Source organism: Shewanella sp. MF05913 (assembly GCF_059758095.1).
The window spans coordinates 14,529-35,527 of sequence record NZ_JCAYNT010000021.1 but is presented as its reverse complement, the minus strand read 5'-3'; the positions used below and the strand labels follow the sequence as shown (position 1 = coordinate 35,527).

General features: G+C 40.9%; 14 protein-coding genes. 9 read left to right on the top strand and 5 right to left on the bottom strand.

The window, feature by feature from the left end:
- Positions 1 to 55 precede the first annotated feature (55 nt).
- Complete coding sequence (locus AC19MV_RS19035) at positions 56 to 1,018, bottom strand: polysaccharide lyase family 7 protein (protein WP_498309523.1); 963 nt, start codon at positions 1,016 to 1,018, stop codon at positions 56 to 58.
- Positions 1,019 to 1,307: 289 nt separating this feature from the next.
- Between AC19MV_RS19035 and AC19MV_RS19030 the strand changes: the two genes are divergently transcribed.
- The 4 genes from AC19MV_RS19030 to AC19MV_RS19015 all read left to right on the top strand — a co-directional run bounded on the left by AC19MV_RS19030 (position 1,308) and on the right by AC19MV_RS19015 (position 7,389).
- The gene (locus AC19MV_RS19030) at positions 1,308 to 2,867 is read left to right on the top strand and encodes a polysaccharide lyase 6 family protein (protein WP_498309521.1); all 1,560 of its coding nucleotides are present in this window, start codon (positions 1,308 to 1,310) and stop codon (positions 2,865 to 2,867) included.
- A gap of 71 nt (positions 2,868 to 2,938) precedes the next feature.
- A complete protein-coding gene (locus tag AC19MV_RS19025) occupies positions 2,939 to 5,479 on the top strand; it encodes a polysaccharide lyase domain-containing protein (protein WP_498309520.1) in 2,541 nt (846 codons plus the stop codon).
- 81 nt (positions 5,480 to 5,560) lie between these two features.
- Positions 5,561 to 6,376 (top strand): hypothetical protein, encoded by an 816-nt coding sequence (locus AC19MV_RS19020; protein WP_498309518.1) that lies wholly within the window; start codon positions 5,561 to 5,563, stop codon positions 6,374 to 6,376.
- A 137-nt stretch (positions 6,377 to 6,513) separates the two neighbouring features.
- Positions 6,514 to 7,389 carry a polysaccharide lyase family 7 protein gene (locus AC19MV_RS19015; protein ID WP_498309517.1) on the top strand — a complete coding sequence of 292 codons (876 nt, stop codon included), beginning with the start codon at positions 6,514 to 6,516 and terminating at the stop codon, positions 7,387 to 7,389.
- Between the two features lie 574 nt (positions 7,390 to 7,963).
- Here AC19MV_RS19015 and AC19MV_RS19010 read toward each other — a convergent pair.
- Both AC19MV_RS19010 and AC19MV_RS19005 read right to left on the bottom strand, forming a co-directional pair.
- Entirely contained in the window at positions 7,964 to 9,220 is a 1,257-nt protein-coding gene (locus AC19MV_RS19010) for an alginate lyase family protein (protein ID WP_498309515.1), read from the bottom strand.
- A gap of 29 nt (positions 9,221 to 9,249) precedes the next feature.
- The gene (locus AC19MV_RS19005) at positions 9,250 to 10,947 is read right to left on the bottom strand and encodes a sodium:solute symporter family transporter (protein ID WP_498309580.1); all 1,698 of its coding nucleotides are present in this window, start codon (positions 10,945 to 10,947) and stop codon (positions 9,250 to 9,252) included.
- A gap of 543 nt (positions 10,948 to 11,490) precedes the next feature.
- Between AC19MV_RS19005 and AC19MV_RS19000 the strand changes: the two genes are divergently transcribed.
- A complete protein-coding gene (locus tag AC19MV_RS19000; RefSeq protein WP_498309514.1) occupies positions 11,491 to 12,456 on the top strand; it encodes a polysaccharide lyase family 7 protein in 966 nt (321 codons plus the stop codon).
- A 117-nt stretch (positions 12,457 to 12,573) separates the two neighbouring features.
- Here AC19MV_RS19000 and AC19MV_RS18995 read toward each other — a convergent pair whose 3' ends face one another.
- Positions 12,574 to 14,724 carry a heparinase II/III domain-containing protein gene (locus AC19MV_RS18995; RefSeq protein ID WP_498309512.1) on the bottom strand — a complete coding sequence of 717 codons (2,151 nt, stop codon included), beginning with the start codon at positions 14,722 to 14,724 and terminating at the stop codon, positions 12,574 to 12,576.
- 2 nt (positions 14,725 to 14,726) lie between these two features.
- On the bottom strand, positions 14,727 to 16,883 hold the full coding sequence (locus AC19MV_RS18990; protein ID WP_498309510.1) for a heparinase II/III domain-containing protein: 2,157 nt from the start codon (positions 16,881 to 16,883) through the stop codon (positions 14,727 to 14,729).
- 304 nt (positions 16,884 to 17,187) lie between these two features.
- On the opposite strand from AC19MV_RS18990, the gene AC19MV_RS18985 reads away from it, so the two are divergent.
- The 4 genes from AC19MV_RS18985 to AC19MV_RS18970 all read left to right on the top strand — a co-directional run bounded on the left by AC19MV_RS18985 (position 17,188) and on the right by AC19MV_RS18970 (position 20,997).
- Positions 17,188 to 17,523, top strand: coding sequence for a cupin domain-containing protein (locus tag AC19MV_RS18985; RefSeq protein ID WP_188952726.1), 336 nt, complete (start codon positions 17,188 to 17,190; stop codon positions 17,521 to 17,523).
- Between the two features lie 26 nt (positions 17,524 to 17,549).
- Positions 17,550 to 18,482, top strand: a complete 933-nt coding sequence (gene kdgK, locus AC19MV_RS18980) for a 2-dehydro-3-deoxygluconokinase (RefSeq protein WP_498309508.1) — start codon at positions 17,550 to 17,552, stop codon at positions 18,480 to 18,482.
- 17 nt (positions 18,483 to 18,499) lie between these two features.
- Positions 18,500 to 19,132 (top strand): bifunctional 4-hydroxy-2-oxoglutarate aldolase/2-dehydro-3-deoxy-phosphogluconate aldolase, encoded by a 633-nt coding sequence (locus AC19MV_RS18975; protein ID WP_498309506.1) that lies wholly within the window; start codon positions 18,500 to 18,502, stop codon positions 19,130 to 19,132.
- Positions 19,133 to 19,224: 92 nt separating this feature from the next.
- Positions 19,225 to 20,997: a sodium:solute symporter family transporter gene (locus AC19MV_RS18970; RefSeq protein WP_498309505.1), complete on the top strand. Its 1,773-nt coding sequence runs from the start codon at positions 19,225 to 19,227 to the stop codon at positions 20,995 to 20,997.
- The last annotated feature ends 2 nt before the right edge of the window (positions 20,998 to 20,999 follow it).

The following is a 20,999-nucleotide window of genomic DNA, read 5'->3' as shown; positions in this document are numbered from 1 at the left end:
CTTTAGAAAAACTAGGACAATGGTGCAGCGTATGACTCGTACATTGTCCGGTATATTAAGGGTGCGTTACCATTATTTGACTAAAGCCGACTTCAAATACCTGGTTACTGTATGCAGTGTTAACATTGATTTGTGGATATATTCCAGCTTTAAAATAATAGGTCTCATTTAACCAATTTTTTGACAACGTATAATAATGACCGTCATTAGCTAAAACAGGTTCACCCCATTTGAGCGTTTTAATGGTCTCTACACCGTTAACAGTTGTTTGTAATTCGATGCCTTTTAAGTTGACGCTAATAGTGTACTGCCAAGGTTGGTATGCTTTTGCAAAACCTAAATCAATACTAAAAGGCTGGCAATCGGTACAAGTTTGATTGTCATCTGCAAATGAGTCATTCAATATGACTCTTACCGGTTTGTCATCACCTTCCCATAATAGCTTCACTAAAGCCTGTTTAATATCATAACCATGGACTTGGCCTAGCACCACTTTAGGACTGACTCCCGTGATAATAGGATATTGATCAATTTGCAGGGTTGATGTCAATTTGTGCTCGCCAGTGATGGGCCAATTTTGATGACTGGAATTACAACGATCTTCAGTATCAAAATGGAACAATTCACGTAACTCAGATCGAACATAACTCGAATTCGCTGTTGTCGCGCCAACTTCATCTAAATTAACTTTAAAATACAATAAATCTGGTGCGGTTTCACGCCAGTAATATGTCAATGACGTGTCATTAGTCAGGGTTTCTTTACCACTACAATCTGCAGGTATCAGTTCGGCAGCACCACTCCCCCCCGAACCATAGTAATCATCTCTGCTTATTGGCAAAGTTAACTTCCATTGATTTATATTCCAATCACAGTCGCCGCAATTATCAACAGTGTTATTGTCTCCATTAATAGGTATCCCCGTATCCAGTTCTTGTTTATCTGAACTAGATCCACCGCATGCAGACAATACCAATATCGTTGAAACGGTTAACAGCTTTCCTTTAATCCCATTCATAAAACGCCCCTTATTAGTATTACAATACCATAAGGCAAAACCATTTTTCGTCAAACCACAATCTCTGTGACAATAGTCAAAATATTGAAAAAATAGGGTTGCAGATGGAGTAAATTTATATTCATAGAGCGCCTAAAGCCATGTTTACTAGTGGGTTATGTAAATAATGTTATCTTTTAGTGTATATTTGAGATCAATTACGTAAAAGTTTGTTTCCCATCACAGAAATATATTATACAAAAAGAGAGAATGCTTTTAGAGATTATTATAATACAAATAGGGGTAAAGCATGAAAAAGACATTATTAGCAGGAGCAATCGCCTTAAGCTTGTTAGGTGGTTGTGTTTCGACTGATACGTCAAATGAGGTACCTAACAATCCAATTGTTAATACCGCAGCATTAGAAACCAACTCTAAACCACTTGTTAGCAGTAATACGCTGACGACTGCTGATGCTCAAGCATTAAAAAACCAACTGCTCAACTTAAAAGACGGTGACACATTAGACATCGCACCTGGCAAATTTGCCAATCTGGGTAAAGTAGATATTACTGCAAACAACGTTACCATTAAGGCCACTGAACCCGGAAAAACATGGTTTACCGGTTCTGTGCAAATAAACTTACGTGGCAATAACATTACACTAGATGGTGTGGTCTTTACCGAAGGCGGCCCCGCTGAGCGAATGGGCGGCATTGTATTTCGTGGTAACGACAACCTTGTGACTAACAGTACTTTCTTCTTCTTTAATGACGGTTATGAATATGAGCCTATGGGCGACCGTGACGAATACCCTAAATATCTTTGGGTTTCTTTATACGGCAAGAATAACCAACTTATTAACAACACGTTTGAAGGTAAACACAAACGTGGCACACTGATTGGTGTGCAAAAAGCCAAAGGTGATAAAACACCTGACAACCATGTCATTAAAGGCAATTTATTTTTTAATCAAAAAAGTAACCAACACTACGAATTCGATTTCAAAGCCGCAGAACGTTACAACTCAAACAGTTGGGAAGCCATTCGTGTTGGCGACTCAAAAAGTTCTATCTACCCTTCAAACACACTCGTAGAAGGCAATCTATTCCTTCAATGCGATGGTGAGACAGAATTGATCACCTTTAAATCTGGCGAAAACGTCCTCAGGGGCAACACCATTGTTGACTCAGCATCAATGATTTCATTACGCCACGGAAAAAATAATACCGTTGAAAATAATGTGATTATTGGTAATGCCAAACGTTATACCGGTGGTATTCGTTTTTATGATGAAGGTCATGTCATTCGTAACAATTACATTGAACGTGTCATGGGTACAGGAAATGTTCGTGGTGGTATTGCGGTGAACACAGGTATTACTGACGTTAAAAAGGGTGAAAAACTCGGTGGCGGTGTTAAAGGCAAAGGCCTTAATAAACAAGCCACGCCATACAAAGTATTAGTTGAAAATAATTCGATTATCGATTCTCGTCAAAATATATTGTACTCATCAAAAGTACACAGTGTAAGCCAATACGATAACTCAAAAGTATCAACAGTTTATGCAGGTACTGATATTACTTTCCGTAACAATCTTTCATTCGCTGAGCAAAAGAAAACCTTAGCCGTTAAAGGTGATGACGGTAACGCGCCTTTAGTTAATCCAACCTACGAAAATGAACTGTATTACGGCGAAGTAGCTGAAACAACCTTGCCTAAAACGCCAGGGATTATTACCGACGTAAAACCTGAACTGGTTCGTGGATCAAATGGATTACTCGAAGCCACCAATTATTCAGGTGGCGCCCGAGGCTTAACCGTTCTTACGGTTAACGACACCGGTGCACCCTACCGCATTCAGCCATAACCGATCATTTTTGATGACCATATTATAAAGTTTAGCCCCTGAAATGGGGCTATTAAAAGAGAGATGTCACTATGAAAAAAAGTACACTTGCTAGCCTAATATGCATTGCATTATCTGCTGGCGCACTCACAGGCTGCGATTTTTATGATGCACCGAAAAGTACCGAATCTACAACTGAACCAACTCCAGAGCCAACGCCAGAAGTTGCCAATACATTTGTGTCTACCACCGCAGAATTACTTGCGGCAATCGACAGCGCACAAATAGGTGATTTTATAGGCCTTAGCACAGCAGGCGACTTTTCAAATCCCGGCACTATCGTATTAAATAAAGCGATTACCCTGCTCTCTGCTGATACCCAGGGCAACATTATTGTTGCTGACGCTGACACCATTACAGATCAAGCTGAGTTTACAGGGGCAGTATGTATCGACATTCCCAGCGAAGCCGTTGAATCGTTGAATGATGGAAACCAACTGCGGATCTCAAATATTGCATTTAAAAACATCACCATGGATGCATGTGGTAGTGGCGAAAGCACGTCTAACTCTATCATCAACATTGGTAAAGTTGGCAAAGGCAAAACCGCAGTGTTGCTTGATAACTTAACCTTTGACGGCAGCTCATTTACAGAACCAACAGGTTCAAGTGACGCCTGGGTTTATTCACGTGGTTTAGTGGATCTATCTGACAGTACTTTTACAAACAAATCAGAAAATGCGCAAAGTATTTTATATTTAAACTGCGGAAGTTCTACCTCTCGTGGTGGCAGTAATGATGATCCAAGAGGCTCAACATTTACGGGGAATACATTCTCTTTGGCGGCATTAAATTCAGCAAGTGTAGTGAAAGCGGCCACCATTGGTGTACCAAGTAATTTAGGCCAAGATAATAAAAACTGTGCTACCACATTTACCGATAATACCTTCGAGAACTTTACATATTTAATCAGTGAGACTAATGATGCATCAACTGCATTATATGATGTATTTGGTGACACGGTTCAAACTGAAAATACCTTAATTAATGATATTGATGATACTACAACGCCACCTGATACCGGCGTCAGCAACCCTAAGAATATTGCAGAACTGAATGCAGCAATATTAGCGGCAACCGCAGGTAGCACGATTACATTGGGTGCTGGAGATGAATTCGATTTCTCAGCAGGCACCATCACCATCGATAAAGCGATTAAATTAGTCGGTGAAGATGGCGCATTAATCACAGGTACTTCATGTATTGATGTGTTGGATGCAGCTGTTGGTACCGAGATATCTAATATTTCATTTAAAGACATCACAGTCGATATATGTGGTGATACTTCAGGTAGTGCATCGAACTCCATTATCAACATCGGTAAAGTCGGTAAAGATAAACTGGGTGTTACCTTAGATAAGCTTAATTTTGATGGCGCTGCATTTGTTGAACCTACAGGTTCAAGCGATGCATGGGTGTATTCTCGCGGCTTGGTTGATATTTCAAACAGCACGTTTGTTAATAAATCTGCTGATGCACAAAACATTTTATACTTAAACTGTGGCAGTTCAGCAGCGCGCGGAGGGAGCAACACCGATCCACGCGGTTCAATTTTCTCAAGCAATACCTTTGCACTGGCTGAAATGAGTGCCTCAGGCATGACTAAAGCGGCCACCATTGGTGTACCAGGTAACCTGGGCCAAGAAAACAAAAACTGTGCGACCACATTTACAGGCAACACATTCACCAACTTTGGTTCATTAATCAGCGTATTAGAAGAGAACTCAACTGCACTTTATGATGTCTTTGGTGACACCACTGAATCAGACAATATCCTTGAAAGTACAGTAACAGAAGCCCCTGTATTGCCTCTAACAGTCGCAGAAGTTAATGCGGCTATTGTTGCAGCTGAAGCTGGCGCAACCATCACATTAGGTGCCGGTGATGCTTACGATTATTCATCAGGTGTTATCACTCTCGATAAAGCCATCAAGCTTGTTGGTCAAGACGGTGCAACCATTACAGGTAGCACCTGTATTGATGTATTAGATGGCGCTGCAGGTAGCGAAATAGCTAACATTACATTTGCAAACGACGCTATCGCATTATGTGGCAGCACAGAAGATGCCAAAGAAGCCGTCATAAACATTCAAAAAGTCGGCGAGGATGCTGCGCCAATAGTATTAACAAACCTGGTATTTAATACTACCAACATCACTTCTCAGGACCAAATCGCTAACAAAGGCTCTTGGATCCGCTCATATGGGTTTATGAACCTAACCAATAGCAGTTTCTTAACTCAAGACTCTGGTCTGCAAAACGATTTAGTCAAACTGACATGCAGCTCTTCAAAAGGCAGAATGGGCACGTTAATCGACGCTAACCAATTCTCAATTGCTGGTGCAGCCTCTAAAGAAACCAGTGCAATTAAGATTGGTGACTCAAGCAGTGGCGCCATTAAAAATGCTGACAATGAAAACACCTGTAATGTCACGGTCAGTAACAACACCTTTAGCGGTTATACCTTTGAAATTGTCAACAGTGTCGGAACCAGTGGCGCTAGAGATGCCGCCATCTTTGCTCGCTTAGAAAGCGAAAGCACAAACCAGTTCCCTGGTAACACTTTCAACTAAACACATTCAGTTAACTCCTCTTTGTCACTCAAAAGTATTGAGTTTGCAAAGAGGCGTTTTAGACAAAATTGGGATAAAAATATGAATAAATATATTGCTGTGGGTGCTGGTGTTTTGGGGTTACTCGCGTTTAATGCTGTAGCAGATGATTCTGATGATGTGAGACCAGGTTCAAGTACGATAGCGGTTAAATGGGAACATAAGTTATTAGACGGTCGTACCGACAAACCCAAAGTCGAATTTGCACACCGTATGCGCAATGGTTTGCAATTAGGTATTGAGCAAGTGTGGGTATATGACCGTAGCGAAAAAGAAGTAGATGAGGGTTACGCGCCAACACAATACGAAATGAACTTCAAAAGTGACTACAAATGGACCTGGGGTAATAAAAGACATCAGGCTGGTCCGGTGCTTGATTACCAATTAAAAGAAGATTCTAAAAACATTCGTGCGGGTGTTTACTATGGCTATAAAATAAGTAAAAACCTGAGTACCAAAGTGCGTGCACGCTTCTCAACCAACCTTGACCGAATTAAAATTGGTGAAGGCGATAGAGACGACATCAATAAAGAAATGCGTTATGACTTTTGGTTAACGTATCGTTGGGATGCATTTACTTTTGTGTGGGATGCCATCTTATTGCAAAAGTTGTCTTCAAATCTTAATAGCTCTGGTGTTGAACAGCATATTTATGACAACAACAAGCAAACCGCTTGGGAACATGAATTTAGTGCTGAATACCGTATGCCACAAGCTCGCGAACATGCTTTTTACGGTAAATTTAAACTTAAACAGGCACTGAGAAAAGCCAGCCACACAATAGAGAAAAATGGCGGTTACGACTGGTACGGTAAACATGATAATGCCATCGAAGTTGGTTATAAATACCGCTTCTAAACAATAACAGCAGCCTGCACCGATAAAAATCGTCAGTGTAGGCTGTTGTTTATCTTTATAAAAATATAATTAACACAACAAGACAACCTGCCTCGTTTGAATATCACCATTTAGACTCTTGGCATAAAGGAATCATTATGACTCTACAATTATCGACAACCATGTTAGTGGTGTCTGGTGTATTGCTAACCGGCTGCATGAGCACTTACGAACCTATCAAGGTAATGCCAAGTAACGGCCAGCAAGGTATGCCAGCAGATTATGCCAAATTCGATTCAATTTTAAGTGCCTCTAAGTTACAAATCTCAACGCCTAACGCCAAAGAAGGCAGCAAAAATGAAGTGGCTACCAACAGTAATTTTGCTGGCGTCATGGATGAAAACTTTTACGTTGATAAAGGTTCTGAAGCATTAGTGTTTAAAATGGAAGGCTACAAGCTGAGAAATGAGCTGCGTATTCTTGAAAATTTTAAAACTGACAATCCAGATAAAATATACAAGTTAAGTGCAGACTTGATGTTAATCGACCCTATGAACGCCATTAAAAATAGCGATCCTGAACGTGACGAGATGACCTTTTTACAGGTACACAACAAAGGCACCCATGACGACGGTAAACATGGTGCAGGTTATATCCCTCATCCACTTGTTCGTATTGTTTGGGAAGGTGAACGTCGTGGTATAACCAATCATTACTGGGCCATCGTTAAAAGCAACGCAGTAAATTGCTCAAAAGAAATGGGCAACCGTGAAAAACAAGTGTGTAAAAAAGCATATATTCGCTATGACCTCGGTGAGCACGATCCGGTCAATCCCGTACACTTTGACATTACTGTCGGCGACAGAAGACTGCAAATTGATTTTAATGGCGACAACGTTGTCGACCATAATCTCGATTATTGGACACACATGCGCAGTTATTTTAAAGCCGGTGTGTATAACCAGTTTGAAAAAGGTCAAAGTGAAGCGCATTTTTACAACTTAAAATACTCAGTTGAAGAAATAAAGTTTTAAGTGATAACTTATTAATTAACATAACGTTAAGTATTACCCCCGATAGTTGTAATAACAAAACCGCCATTAATTCGTTAATGGCGGTTTTTTATATGAGTTTAGGATGTTGGAAATTCATTAACGCTATATCCAAAAAAAGAATACAACTTAACTGACAGGTATTGAGCTTGGTCACTAAACATTTTGCTTTGATGTACTGACTTTACGCGGCAATAATAAATACCTAAGACGGCTTGTTATGTCGCCTGTCAGCACATTTTGCGACAGAAGGCTCTCTATTGGGAAGACTTTAGTAGAAGGTTAAATGATTCACTAAAGGCGCTGTTACAGCCAAGTGTTATTGCTAAATTATTGCTATACAAACTTATTTACGATGGTAATTCTGATAGTAACTAAAAGCCTAATCAGAATGTTCACTGATGTTAACGGTCAACTAGATGATGTCATCAATACCCTATTTAATTATGGATAAAATCAGTAGCACGCCAATAAAAAAGGGTTAATGTTTTAACACTGTAGTGTATGAAACATTAACCCAACCGACTCAATATGACTATGGACAGATTACCGTAAGCTACTGCTTTAAATATAATAACTCAATGTCACGTTGCGCCCACACTTCTGATAAATCGTGTTTTACATTAAACTCACTAAAATCAGTTGCACTAGCTAATGTTATCCACTCAGGTTTATCGAGCGCCATTCCAGCTTTAAGGTAAAGTGGCGTCATGCGTTCCACACGCCTACGTTTATCTTTTTGGCTATAAGGCCATTTTACGGCAGGATCATGATAACGAGACATAAATTCAATGCCTTTTATTAATGAACCACCTTTTTGATTTTGGTACTGCCATAAATCAATCCCTAGCTTGTCGCCCAACTGTGCAATACCCACTAAAGGATCTAGGCTAAAATAATGGTAATGATAAGCTCGAGTTCTTTCAATTTCATGAGGTTGTGAGCCATCCGCTTCAAATTGGCTATCAACACGCATTTTGCCTTTTTGTACCATTTGCTTAGCTAATGGCATGTTACCCAAAAAGTACGAAATACCCGCTAATTGATAGTCATACCAAGTTCCGTGGTTGTTTTCTGAATATGCTTCGCCTTTAGGGCCGCCACTGAGATCATCTGTTATCATCCAATCAAGGTACTCACTGTACCATTGATTAATGGCTAACTCGTCTGCGGCTGTCCATTGAGAAGACGTTGATAAGATTGCAATCGCATCAAGCAAGCGTTCAACGAGAGTTCTGGTATCAATAATCCCGCTACGACGGCCATCAGCAACGCCAGGCACGCCTTGGCCAAATTTTACATTGGGGTTCATTTTAGTTGATTCATTGATAAACCAAGTCCGAATGTAGTGAATACCCTGCTGTGCATATTTCTCATCTTGACTAAAGAAATACGCTAAAGAAATAGCTCTAACACTGCGAGTAAAATTGCCAATCCGTGTTGAATCTGTTTCATCTGTTTTTGAAGCCGGATTGGTTTTTCCATCATGGCGAATCCAAGGTAAAACATCAGCGTTATTGTTATCCGGCCACCAATAAGGACTGATGCTCATATAGTCATGCTTATCGCCACTTGGCGGTATCATGCCCTTCTCGGTTACGCTAAACGGGCCCGACTTTATTGCGATATCAGCTTCTTCAAGCAGTAATTGATAACTGCGCTTCATTGATGCGGTGGCATCGACTGAGTGCAACAATGTTCGATTTGACGTTAACGTTTGTGGATCTAAAAAAACAAAATCACTTGCCATTAGGGGGGAGCTAAATATTGCTAGAATACATGCTGCCAATGGGAGTCGTTTAAATACTGTCATGTTACGCACCTTATTGTTATTCATAAGCATCAAACTGCTTTAGCTTCAATGTTGTCATCAACCGCTTTAACTAATAATAAGCCGACAGCCAATACAATGACGCCGCACAATACAAATGTCATTCGGCCCCAAAATGGATTAGGTAAAGCAAACATTGCCATGATCGCGATGCCCACTGACGCAATTAATGTTCCCAACATTTTACGTTGTTTATTATCCAATTTTTTCTGCGCGTCACCTTCAGAGACTAAAGGTGTGGCGAGGTTGTCAAAAAATGCATCAACGTTACGTTGCCTCTCATCTGTCAGTGGTTTATAAAATAGTGTCGACATGACAAAAAACCCACCGGTTAACACAATGTGACTAATCAACCCAATCGCAACGATCAGATCAGCCGATTCTCGAGCCGTAAGTTTGTTATCGAGTGAAAATGCCGTTTCAATCATTTCAGGGGTCATCACGAACCCAACCATAATCGACACCATCGCACCGACAACTAAGGTGCCCCACGCTGCCCAGTCAGGGGTTTTCTTAATAAAGAAACCGCAAAACGCTGGAATAGTCATCGGGAAACTTAACAGTGCACCCACGTACATCATTGTGTCGAACAAGCTCAAACCTTCTAACGAGTTAATAAACAAGGCCACCAAGATAATGGCAATGCCAAAGGCTGTTGAAGTTAACTTAGAGACTGCGACCAACTCTTTTTCTGTCGCGTTAGGACGTAAAATGGGTTCATAGAAGTTTTTAACAAATATACCTGAGTTACGGTTTAAGCCTGAATCCATTGACGACATGGTGGCTGCAAACATAGCCGCAATCAATAAACCGACCATACCTACAGGCATGTAGTTTTCAACAAAATAGAGATAAGCAAAATCAGACGCTTTACCGTCTGCATTAGGATAGGCAGCAGCTAAGTCGATTCCTTGCCCCGCAATAAACCAGCTTGGCATAAACCAAATAATGGGGCCAATCGTCATTAAAACGCACGCTAATAGCGCGGCTTTACGGGCATTGTTGGAGTCTTTTGCCGCTAAATAACGGTATGAGTTGAGCATATTATTGGTAATGCTGAACTGTTTAATAAAGATAAATACTGCCCATAGGGTAAAGATACTGAGGTAATTTAAATCGCCACCTGTAATGAATGAATCAGTAGGGAAACTCTCGATAATTTTTACGGGTCCGCCGCCATATACCATTGCTGTTATTGCGCAGGTAAAGGTGACAGCGATGATAATGACCATTTGCATAAAGTCAGAGGCGATAACAGCCCAAGACCCGCCAGTTACCGACATGGCTAATACCACAAGACCGGTTAAAATAATGGTGGTGGTCATGTCAAAGCCAAAAATACTTGAAGCAATTATGGCTAAACCGTTTAGCCATATGCCGGCAGAAACCACACTGTTAGGCATTCCGGTCCAGGTAAAAACTTGCTCATTGGCGTTACCAAAACGCATTCTAATGGCCTCAATCACGGTAACAACCCGTAATTGACGAAACTTGGGTGCAAAATAAACATAATTCATTAAATAACCAAAGGCATTGGCTAAAAATAAAAATGCCACAGCAAAGCCATCTGTGTAGGCTTTACCAGCTGCTCCGGTAAATGTCCATGCACTAAATTGTGTCATAAAGGCAGTGGCCCCGACCATCCACCACAACATGCTGCCACCGCCGCGGAAGTAGTCACTCGTATTTGTCGTAAATGTTCTAAACATCCAACCGATTGCGATTAGGAATAGAAAATAGATCCCGACGATGATTGTATTGAGTTCCATTTTTGTACCTTCTGTAGTTTTTATTACAACCAAGTATAATTTTTTGCACCTTCAATTTGTACTACAATAGTTCAATTTAGTGACTGCGATCTAATTTAATTCCTGTGACTACATTGAGGATCAACAGTAAAAGCAAAAGACAGTACTATTCTATGAAACAAATCCATTTATTTTGCATGTCAAACCAATAAACTATTATAAATAATCACTAATTTACAAACACCTTGAATTACCCGTCTTAATAATTAATAAATTCTGTGGGTGGTTTTTAAGATTGAAATGGATATTTATCGTTATCCCAATCATTGTTTTTGTGAATTACGTGGTTAACCTCTCTTTATTTGTATTACTAATAAGTTTATTTTTAATACTTTAACCCCTTACATTAGATCCTGCATGAGAATTTCAACACTCGGTAAACTGACAACGTTCACTATTTTGGCTTAGCACAGATACCAGCCGTTATTGCCGCTGACTTAGAAAGTGAGAGCACAATATAAAGCCACGTTAAGTGCTACACTCAGCCCGCAAAAAGCACCCAGTCAAAACTTTGATTTATCGAAATGGAAAATTAATTTACCTGTTCCAGATCATCGACCGTCGCGTAAAGGTGATGTTATGGAGATAAATGCAACTCTACTGAATGATGCAACCAGACCGTTTACTGATTATTTTTGGTTCTATACCGATCCACAAACTGGCGCGATGGTAATGAAATCACCTAATACAGCACCGACAACGGCAAACAGTAAAAATGCTCGTTCAGAATTACGTGCAATGTTAGCCAATAATGACAATGTCATTCCGTCTGATCCAAGTAATAATTTTACCGTAGCGGCTAATGCTCGTAGTGCTAAATATGGTGCGATTGGTGGTCAGTTATCTGCGACGGTTGCGGTAGATTGGGTCAGTGCCAGTGGCGACAACAATAAATTTCCAGCGCATTCTGTTGTTATTGGGCAAATTCATGGTGTAAAAACAGAACCACTAATGATTTATTACCGAAAGTTACCCAATCATGACTCGGGTTCACTTTTTTGGAATTACGAAGTCACACCAAAAGATGTGTCACAACGTTATGATGTACTCCACCCAATATGGGGTGACACCCATTTAACATCTAAAGACCCAGCACCAAGAAAGGGGATAAAGTTAGGCGAGCTATTTAGTTATGATATCCATGTATCAAAAAATATCATGGCTTTGACATTCATTAAGCATCCGGGAACAAGCTTTGCGGAGACCAAAACATTTACAATTTATTTGAGTAAAGGTTTACCTGGGCACCCTAATGATGTTGGTTTTGCAAATGACACTCTGTATTTCAAAGCGGGTGCTTACAATCAAGGTAATGAACACCCTATTTGGGGCACTGCATGCAACAACAATGGCGTAGAAGCGGAAGATTATACTCAAGTCAGTTTTTACCGTTTGTTGTTAAAGCAATAACATTAAGCAATCAAAAATGGCTTAATAAATAAAAAAGGTTGAACATCATTGTTCAACCTTTTTATTGCGGCACACTATAAAACGAAAATCATCGACACATCACTAAGGCAGTATCAATTATAATATGGCAAAAGCGCCCTGCCATTGATAAGTTTGACCATTAAACTCAACAGTATGCTGACCTTCTAGCGCATCACCACTGAGATTTGAAATCGCGATGGTGTAACAATGACCGCTCGTGGTGCTAACGTTAATCACGGTTGCATTGTCGTTATGGCCAACCACTTCAACCTTGCTGACTAAACCGCGTGCACCCACAGAGGCTTCAATCGATTCATTAAAGTAACCGTGAGTTTCTAACACAGAAGCAAACACATGATTTTGACCTGATTGACGCAAAATAAAGGCTGGCTCACTGCGCAAGTTAAAATCAGGATCGTTTGCCCCTGTGCGTGCAAATATCACTTTGCTGTCTGGTGTGGCGCTCGACACTAAACTGTAATAGCTGTTGCCATGTAACCAACTAACCAAACTACTGCCAGAGACACTTCCTGATGCAACATTCCATAAATGCTGGTAACCGTTATCGAAGCCAAGCGGCTTTAACGTTGCCTCTGTTTGGTAATCAAAGTCAGTACGAATAATTTGCCCCGAATGATGCACTGGTAAATCGTATTGATGCGGTTGATCTGCCGTAATGCGATACACATCGATAACCAATGGTTTCTCAAACTCTGCGATGTCAGCAACAATAATCGTGCGCTGCATTTCAGTGCCATCGTAGTAATCAGCAATTCGACCACTCATACCTTGTAAACCAGAATCGTCTGCTTTAAAAAAGTGTTTTTGGCCAAACTTAGATTCAGCTCGGGCGGTATCAAAATTATTTTGAGTTTTTTGATCAACGGTTACCGTGTTATGTGCAACGGTCTGCTTACAATATGATTTGTTTTCAGGAATGTAACGACCACCAAATTTAGGTTCAATATTTACCCAACGACCAAAACCATAATCGTGTAATACTTCCTGGCCACGATTAAACACGCTTAAATGCAAACCATCATAATGACCATGGTCGAGCGCAGAATGGTATTGATGATCGCTACCATGTTGACCAAACCAAATCAGTGCCATGGTATCGTCATTTTTTGCATCGCGATGACGCAAAATGCCCACGCCGCCCTTTTCACCTTCTGGGCCATCGGTTACAAACAAGCTGCCCCAGCTAAAGGGTTTAATGTCTTTGGTATCATGAACCGCGTTAGACAAGGTTAATCCGGATATATGCACCCACACATCTTGTTGATGGTTTGCCATGCTAAGTAAGGTATCGTTTTGCTCATAGCGGTGATAACACACACTGGTGGCCATGATCACACCTTCATCATTAATACTGATGGTTTTAGATGAATCATTAAGCGCAGGCAATGTGCCATCAGGAAACGCGGTCGACATTACGGCATAAGACGTGGTTTTAATTACCGAATCGTTAAATTGGTAAATACCGATTTCAGGTTGGCGACGTTCAATCGCTTCAGCAAATAGATAAATAGGACGTAACGAGAAACGGTGATAGTACGGCCCTTCCATGTAGTAACCGTCTGGCGAAAACAATTGGTCTAGCTGCGCAAGAAAGCCGCCACTGACTTTGTCTAATTTAAGGCCATACAGTGCTTTGTCTACTGATGCTTGATCGTTTATCGCGTAACCACAAATACCCACAGCAGCTACAGCCCATAAACCATGGTTATGAATAATATCAAAGTCATGGGCGTAGGTGACCACAAACATATCAATCATTTGTTTAAGCAGATTGTCTTCAATATGGCGTTTTTGAGATTCATCTAAAGTGTGATAAATACAGCTATACGCGCATGAGGCATAGAGCATCCACATGTTTTCATTTAACGTTTGATGAAACAACTTACCCGGCGGATTACTGTCACGGCTGACATTGCTTTCCAATGTTGGGTACACAGTGGCATAAGCGCTCAACATATCAACAATGTAATTGCGGTATTTATCTTCTTGGGTGATTAAAAATAACCGCCCAGCTAAATCCATATGAATGTAGTTTTGTTTATGGCGATTATGCTCGTAGCCGCCACCTTCACCGTGACCAGGTACTTCAATGCCCACTGTGGCCATATAATCGTCAGTTTGAGCGATATCACGGGATAATGCTTTGCCTAATAACGTCTGGGTATTGAGCGACTGTCTTAGTTGTGTTGCTTCGTCAAAATTTAACAATAACGGTTGGTAACTCATGTTTATTTCTCCTGCTTAACGGCAGTAATTTCAACAGCGTATGGGCCAGTCCATTGATAGGTTTTCTGATTTAAATTCACGCGATGTTCGGTGTTGGCATCGGCAGAAAGTTGATTGCTAACCATTAAGATCACCACTGAAGACGCTGTGGTGATTTCAATAACAGAGGCGACGTCGTTATGTCCTATTATATGAATATCACTGACGTTACCGCGAGCGCTGACCGACTGCTCAAACTCTTCGTTAAAATAACCATGAGTTTCAAGTACCGATGCTAACAATGTTGTTTTGCCTGCTGTGCGATAAATAAAAGCGGGTTCGCTGCGTAAATTGAAACTGGGGTCATTAGCGCCAGTGCGAGTAAAGAAAACCTCACTTGAGTCATTGCTGCTCGTGCCTAGCCAGGTGTAGTAAGTGTTGTTTTGTAGCCAGCTCACAAGGGCTGTATTGGTAGGCTTACCACTGGCTAAATTCCAAAGGTGTTGGTAACCATTGTCAGCGCCTAACGTAGACACTTCTTGATGGCTTTGATAATCAAAGTTAGTACGAATAATTTGACCTTCATACTGATGTGAATAATCGTATTGATGCTCACCCTCACCTGCTAAACGGTATAAATCAATTAATAGTGATGATTCAAGTTCATCTAACGCCAGCATAAACACACTACGCTGCATCGACAAGCCGTCATAATGTTGATTAGCAAAAGCGCTCATGCCACTAATGACATCACTGCCTACACTAAAAAAGTGCGGCAAGCCGTGCACGCTGTCTGCGCGTGATACATTAAAATCATTTTGACACTTTTGATCGACGGTAACGGCATTATGAGCAATCGTTTGCCGTGCATAAGATTTGTTTTCATCAAGGTAGCGGCCACCAAATTTAGGCTCTACGTTGACCCAGCGGGCAAACCCGTATTCGCGTAACACTTCCTGACCACGGTTAAAGAAACTGATCCCTAAGGTGTCAAAGTTTCCATGCCCCATACCGTGCTGGCCGTAATTCATCACCAGTTGCGAGACATCACCTTTTTTATCCTGCATGCGGATAAAGCCTTGTGCGCCATGAGTACCATCCGGGCCTTCATTTAATTCAACACTTGGCCAAAATGGCATGCCAATAACCGCGTTTTCTTCTGCATGTTCAAGGGCACGAGACAACACTAATCCGCATGGATGCATCCAGACTCTGTCTTGAATTTTGGCCATGCCCAGTAAATTGTTATCTACACCATAGTGTTTGCTGTATACACTTACAGCCACTTGTACGCCCATGTCAGTAATCGACATAGTACGTGACGCATCATTCAACGCTGGAAACTGGCCATTCGGATAGGCAGTAGACAATAACGCGTTTACGGTATTACCAATCACTTTGCTTTTATAATTATAGATATCAACTTCAGGCATATGGCGTTGCAATACTTCGGCAAATAAACACGTCGGGCGAATGGCATAACGATGATAATAAGGCCCTTCCATATAATATCCAGATGGGGCAAATAATTGCGAAATCTGTGCAAGGAAACCACCAGTGTCATTTCGATCTATTCCATATACAGCCATGTCTAGGTATTCACGTTTACCGATAGCTAAACCACAAATACCCACCGCGGCAACAGCCCAAATGCCGTGATTATGGATACGGTCAAAATCATGAGCATACTTAACGGTAAACATCTCTAGCATAGGTTCAAAGAGTCGGCTTTCAATTCGAGTACGCTGTGCATCGGTCATCACCTCGGCCACACAAGAATAAGCCAGGCTTGTATAAAGTAACCAGCAATGTTCATTCAAGATTTGGTGAAATAGGCGCCCTGTCGGATTGGTATTTTTTTGTACATGAAAATCGAAGGTTAAATACTTGTCTGCGTATTCTTCTAATAGCGCGATGACAAAGTCTGCATACTGTTGCTGCTGAGTAATTAAGAACAACCGCCCCGCTAAATTCATAAAGGTGTAGTTTTGCTTGTGACGGTTGTGCTCATAACCACCTGCTTCACCGTGCCCAGGCACATCTATTGGCAAACGCATAAAATCTTGCAACTCATTTATATGGGAGTCGATTGTTTTTCCCATCAAACTTGTGCGTCCAAACTCTTTACGTAAATCAGCTATTTCTGGCTGCGTAAGTAAAATGGGCGTTGTAGTGGTCATAGTGTTTACCTTATGGCTAAATATCTAATCTTCAATGAATACAAAATCTGTATGACAATATTGTCATACAATTTGATATCTTAACAATGATTTTTGTCACATTTACGCTTAAAAGACGCTATTATTTTAATTCTCTTAAAGTTTTTTGAAAAAAATTATTATCATAAGCCTATGTATATAAATGGTATTATTTATATATTACCGATTTAGATCACATTGGTAAGATCTTATTGTATTACAATATGTATTTAATGTTTATTATTTGTATAATGAAGACCACATTAAAAGCAGTTGGAGAAGTAACATGAATCCTTTTTTTAAAGCTGATGACCATCCTTGGGAAGAGTTAGGCGATGGCATTAAGCGTAAAATCGTTGGTTACACTGACGAGCTAATGGCTGTGCATTTGAATTTTGATAAAGGCGCCATTGGTTATGTGCATGCACACGAAATCCACGATCAGATTGGTTATGTGATTAGTGGTAGTTTTGAAGCTGAAGTCGATGGCAAAAAACAAGTGCTTAAGGCTGGCGACGCTTATATTGCTCGTAAACATCTTATGCACGGTGCTGTCGCATTAGAACAAGACAGCATCTTACTGGACATGTTCTCTCCTGCTCGTGAAGACTTTTTAAAGTAATACCGGAATAATCATAAGGTAACAGCATGAAACCATTGAAAATAGCAATTGTTGGCGAATGTATGGTTGAGCTTCAAAAGAAATTGAGCGGCTTAAAGCAAGCTTTTGGCGGTGACACGCTAAACACCGCTTTATATTTAGCCCGTTTAACTAAAGGTCAGTCCATCAAAACAAGCTATGTAACGGCATTGGGTTACGACTCATTTAGTGAACAAATGTTAACAGCATGGCAAGCCGAAGGAATTGACACGAGTTTAGTATTGCAGTTATCGCATAAAAATCCTGGTTTATATTACATAGAAACGGATGACAGTGGCGAGCGTAGCTTTCATTATTGGCGCAACGATTCAGCAGCAAAATATCTATTCGATCAACCTGAATCAGAACATCTTGCAGAACAGCTGCTCACTTATGATTACCTTTTAATCACTGGCATTACTCTAGCGATCTTAACGGAATCAGGCCGAAGCAAATTAATTTCATTACTTAAAGAATTCAAACGTGGTGGTGGTAAGGTTATTTTCGATAACAACTATCGCCCTAGATTGTGGCTAAATAAATCACAAACAATAGCTGAATACCAAAAAGTATTGGCATTGACCGATATCGCATTATTGACCTTCGATGACGAAGTGCAATTGTATGAAGACACAGATGTTCAACAATGCATTGACCGGACGCTAGCTCTGGGCGTAAACGAACTTATTATTAAAAGAGGCGCTGAAGATTGTATCGTTATTGAAAATAATCAAACCAGTTACGTAGCAGCGACCTCAGTTTCAAACGTTATTGATACCACTGCGGCTGGTGATTCTTTTAATGCTGGCTTTTTAGCTAAGCGACTTAATCACGGTAGCGCATCGCAAGCAGCATCAGCTGGCCACATGATGGCCAGTACCGTCATTCAATATCCCGGTGCCATTATCCCTATGGTAGCCATGCCAGAAATCCAATTATAATTGACCTCGAGAATACCATGATTTTTATGAACGACTTATTAGCAAAACATAAATTAATCCCCGTGATTGCCATTAATAACACTGCAGACGCAGTGCCGTTAGCCAGAGCATTGATTGACAATGGCATGCCAAGTGCTGAAGTCACCTTTAGAACCGAATGCGCAGCCGATGCCATTAAAGCCATGCGTGAAGCCTTTCCGTTTATGTTTATTGGTGCGGGGACTATTTTAACCACAGAACAAGCAGACCAGGCTATTGCAGCCGGTGTCGACTTTATCGTGAGCCCAGGGTTTAATCCTCGTGTTGTTCAGCATTGTCTTGATAAAGGTATGCCCATTGTTCCCGGAGTTAACAACCCAAGCCTAGTTGAGCAAGCCATGGAAATGGGGCTAAGGACATTGAAGTTCTTCCCTGCTGAAGCTTCTGGTGGCGTTAACATGCTAAAAGCATTAACTGCAGTTTACCCCGTTAAGTTTATGCCTACCGGCGGGGTTAATTTAGCCAATATCGATTCGTATCTTGATATTCCTGCTGTGCTTGCCTGTGGCGGCACGTGGATGGTACCAACCAATCTAATTGACGCAGGGCAATGGGACGAAATAGGCCGTTTAGTGCGTGTTGCAGTAGCACACATCAATAAATCAGAATAAAAACCTTATGGCCATCAAATGTATGGCCATTTTTCGCGGTTAACATTGTTAACACACAAAAATAAGAGTTTATAAATTATCGAGGCTAAATCATGACTATTGATATGCTTGTCGTACTTGCCTATTTTTTCTTTCTAATCGCTATTGGGTGGATGTTTAGAAAATTTACCACCTCAACCAGTGATTACTTTAGAGGCGGCGGGAAAATGTTATGGTGGATGGTTGGGGCCACCGCCTTTATGACACAATTTAGCGCATGGACCTTTACCGGTGCTGCGGGTCGTGCTTTTTCAGACGGTTTTGTGGTGGTTATTCTGTTTTTAGCCAATGCTTTTGGCTACTTAATGAATTACCTGTATTTTGCACCAAAGTTTAGACAATTAAGAGTGGTGACTGCAATTGAAGCCATTCGCCAACGTTTTGGTAAAACCTCTGAACAGTTTTTTACCTGGGCGGGTATGCCTGATTCATTAATTTCTGCTGGCATTTGGCTTAATGGTTTAGCTATTTTTGTGTCTGCGGTGTTTGATATCCCAATGGAAACCACCATTATAGTTACGGGCGCAGTGCTTGTTGTCATGTCGGTCACGGGTGGCTCTTGGGCTGTTGTGGCCTCAGACTTTATGCAAATGATTGTGATTATGGCCGTAACCATTACCTGTGCTATTGCGGCGTATTTTTATGGCGGCGGCATCGGTAACATCATCGACAAGTTCAACGGTAACTTTATGTTGGGTAACGACTTAAATTACGTCAGCGTCTTTGTACTGTGGGTAGTGTTTATCTTTGTTAAGCAATTTGGCGTAATGAACAACAGTATTAATGCCTACCGTTATTTATGTGCTAAAGACAGTGAGAATGCTAAAAAAGCCGCTGCCCTAGCCTGTATTTTAATGGTAGTTGGCCCACTCATTTGGTTTTTACCACCTTGGTATGTCAGCGCATTTATGCCCGACTTTGCTCTGCAATATGCGTTTATGGGCGACAAAGCAGGCGATGCTGCCTACTTAGCCTTTGTGCAAGAAGTCATGCCTGCCGGTATGGTTGGTTTGTTAATGTCGGCAATGTTTGCAGCAACTATGTCATCTATGGATTCTGGCCTTAACCGTAATGCGGGTATTTTTGTCTGTAACTTCTACTCACCTATTTTACGTGAACATGCTTCACAAAAAGAGTTAGTGACAGTCAGTAAAATAACCACCGTTATAATGGGCATTATCATGATTTTGATTGGGTTATTTATTAACTCACTGAGTCACTTAAGCTTGTTCGATATTGTACTAAACGTAGGTGCATTAATCGGCTTCCCAATGTTAATACCGGTATTACTGGGTATGTGGATCCGTAAAACACCTGACTGGGCTGGTTGGACAACATTGATAATCGGAGGTTTTGTTTCTTATATCTTTGGTATTGCACTGACCGCGGGTCAATTTGAAACCATATTTGGTTTAGACATTCCATTAACGGAACGAGAATGGTCTGACTTAAAGATTGGCTTAAGCTTAGCCGCGCACGTTATCTTTACTGGCGGATTCTTCTTCTTAACCATGCTGTTCTACAAAGGATTGTCTCCAGAGCGCGAAAAAGAAGTTGATCAATTGTTTATTAACTGGAACACCCCTGTTATTGCAGACAGTGAAGATCAGCAAACCTTAGACACTAAACAGCGTTCAATGCTGGGTAACCTCATCACAGTCGCAGGTTTTGGTGTACTGATAATGGCGTTAATTCCTAACGAACCAACAGGCCGTTTAATGTTCTTACTTTGTGGATCGATTGTGTTAGTCGTGGGTGTATTACTGGTATACGCCGCAAGGTCTGGCAATGCAGCCGTTAAAAAAGTTGAGAGTCAAAATGCATAACG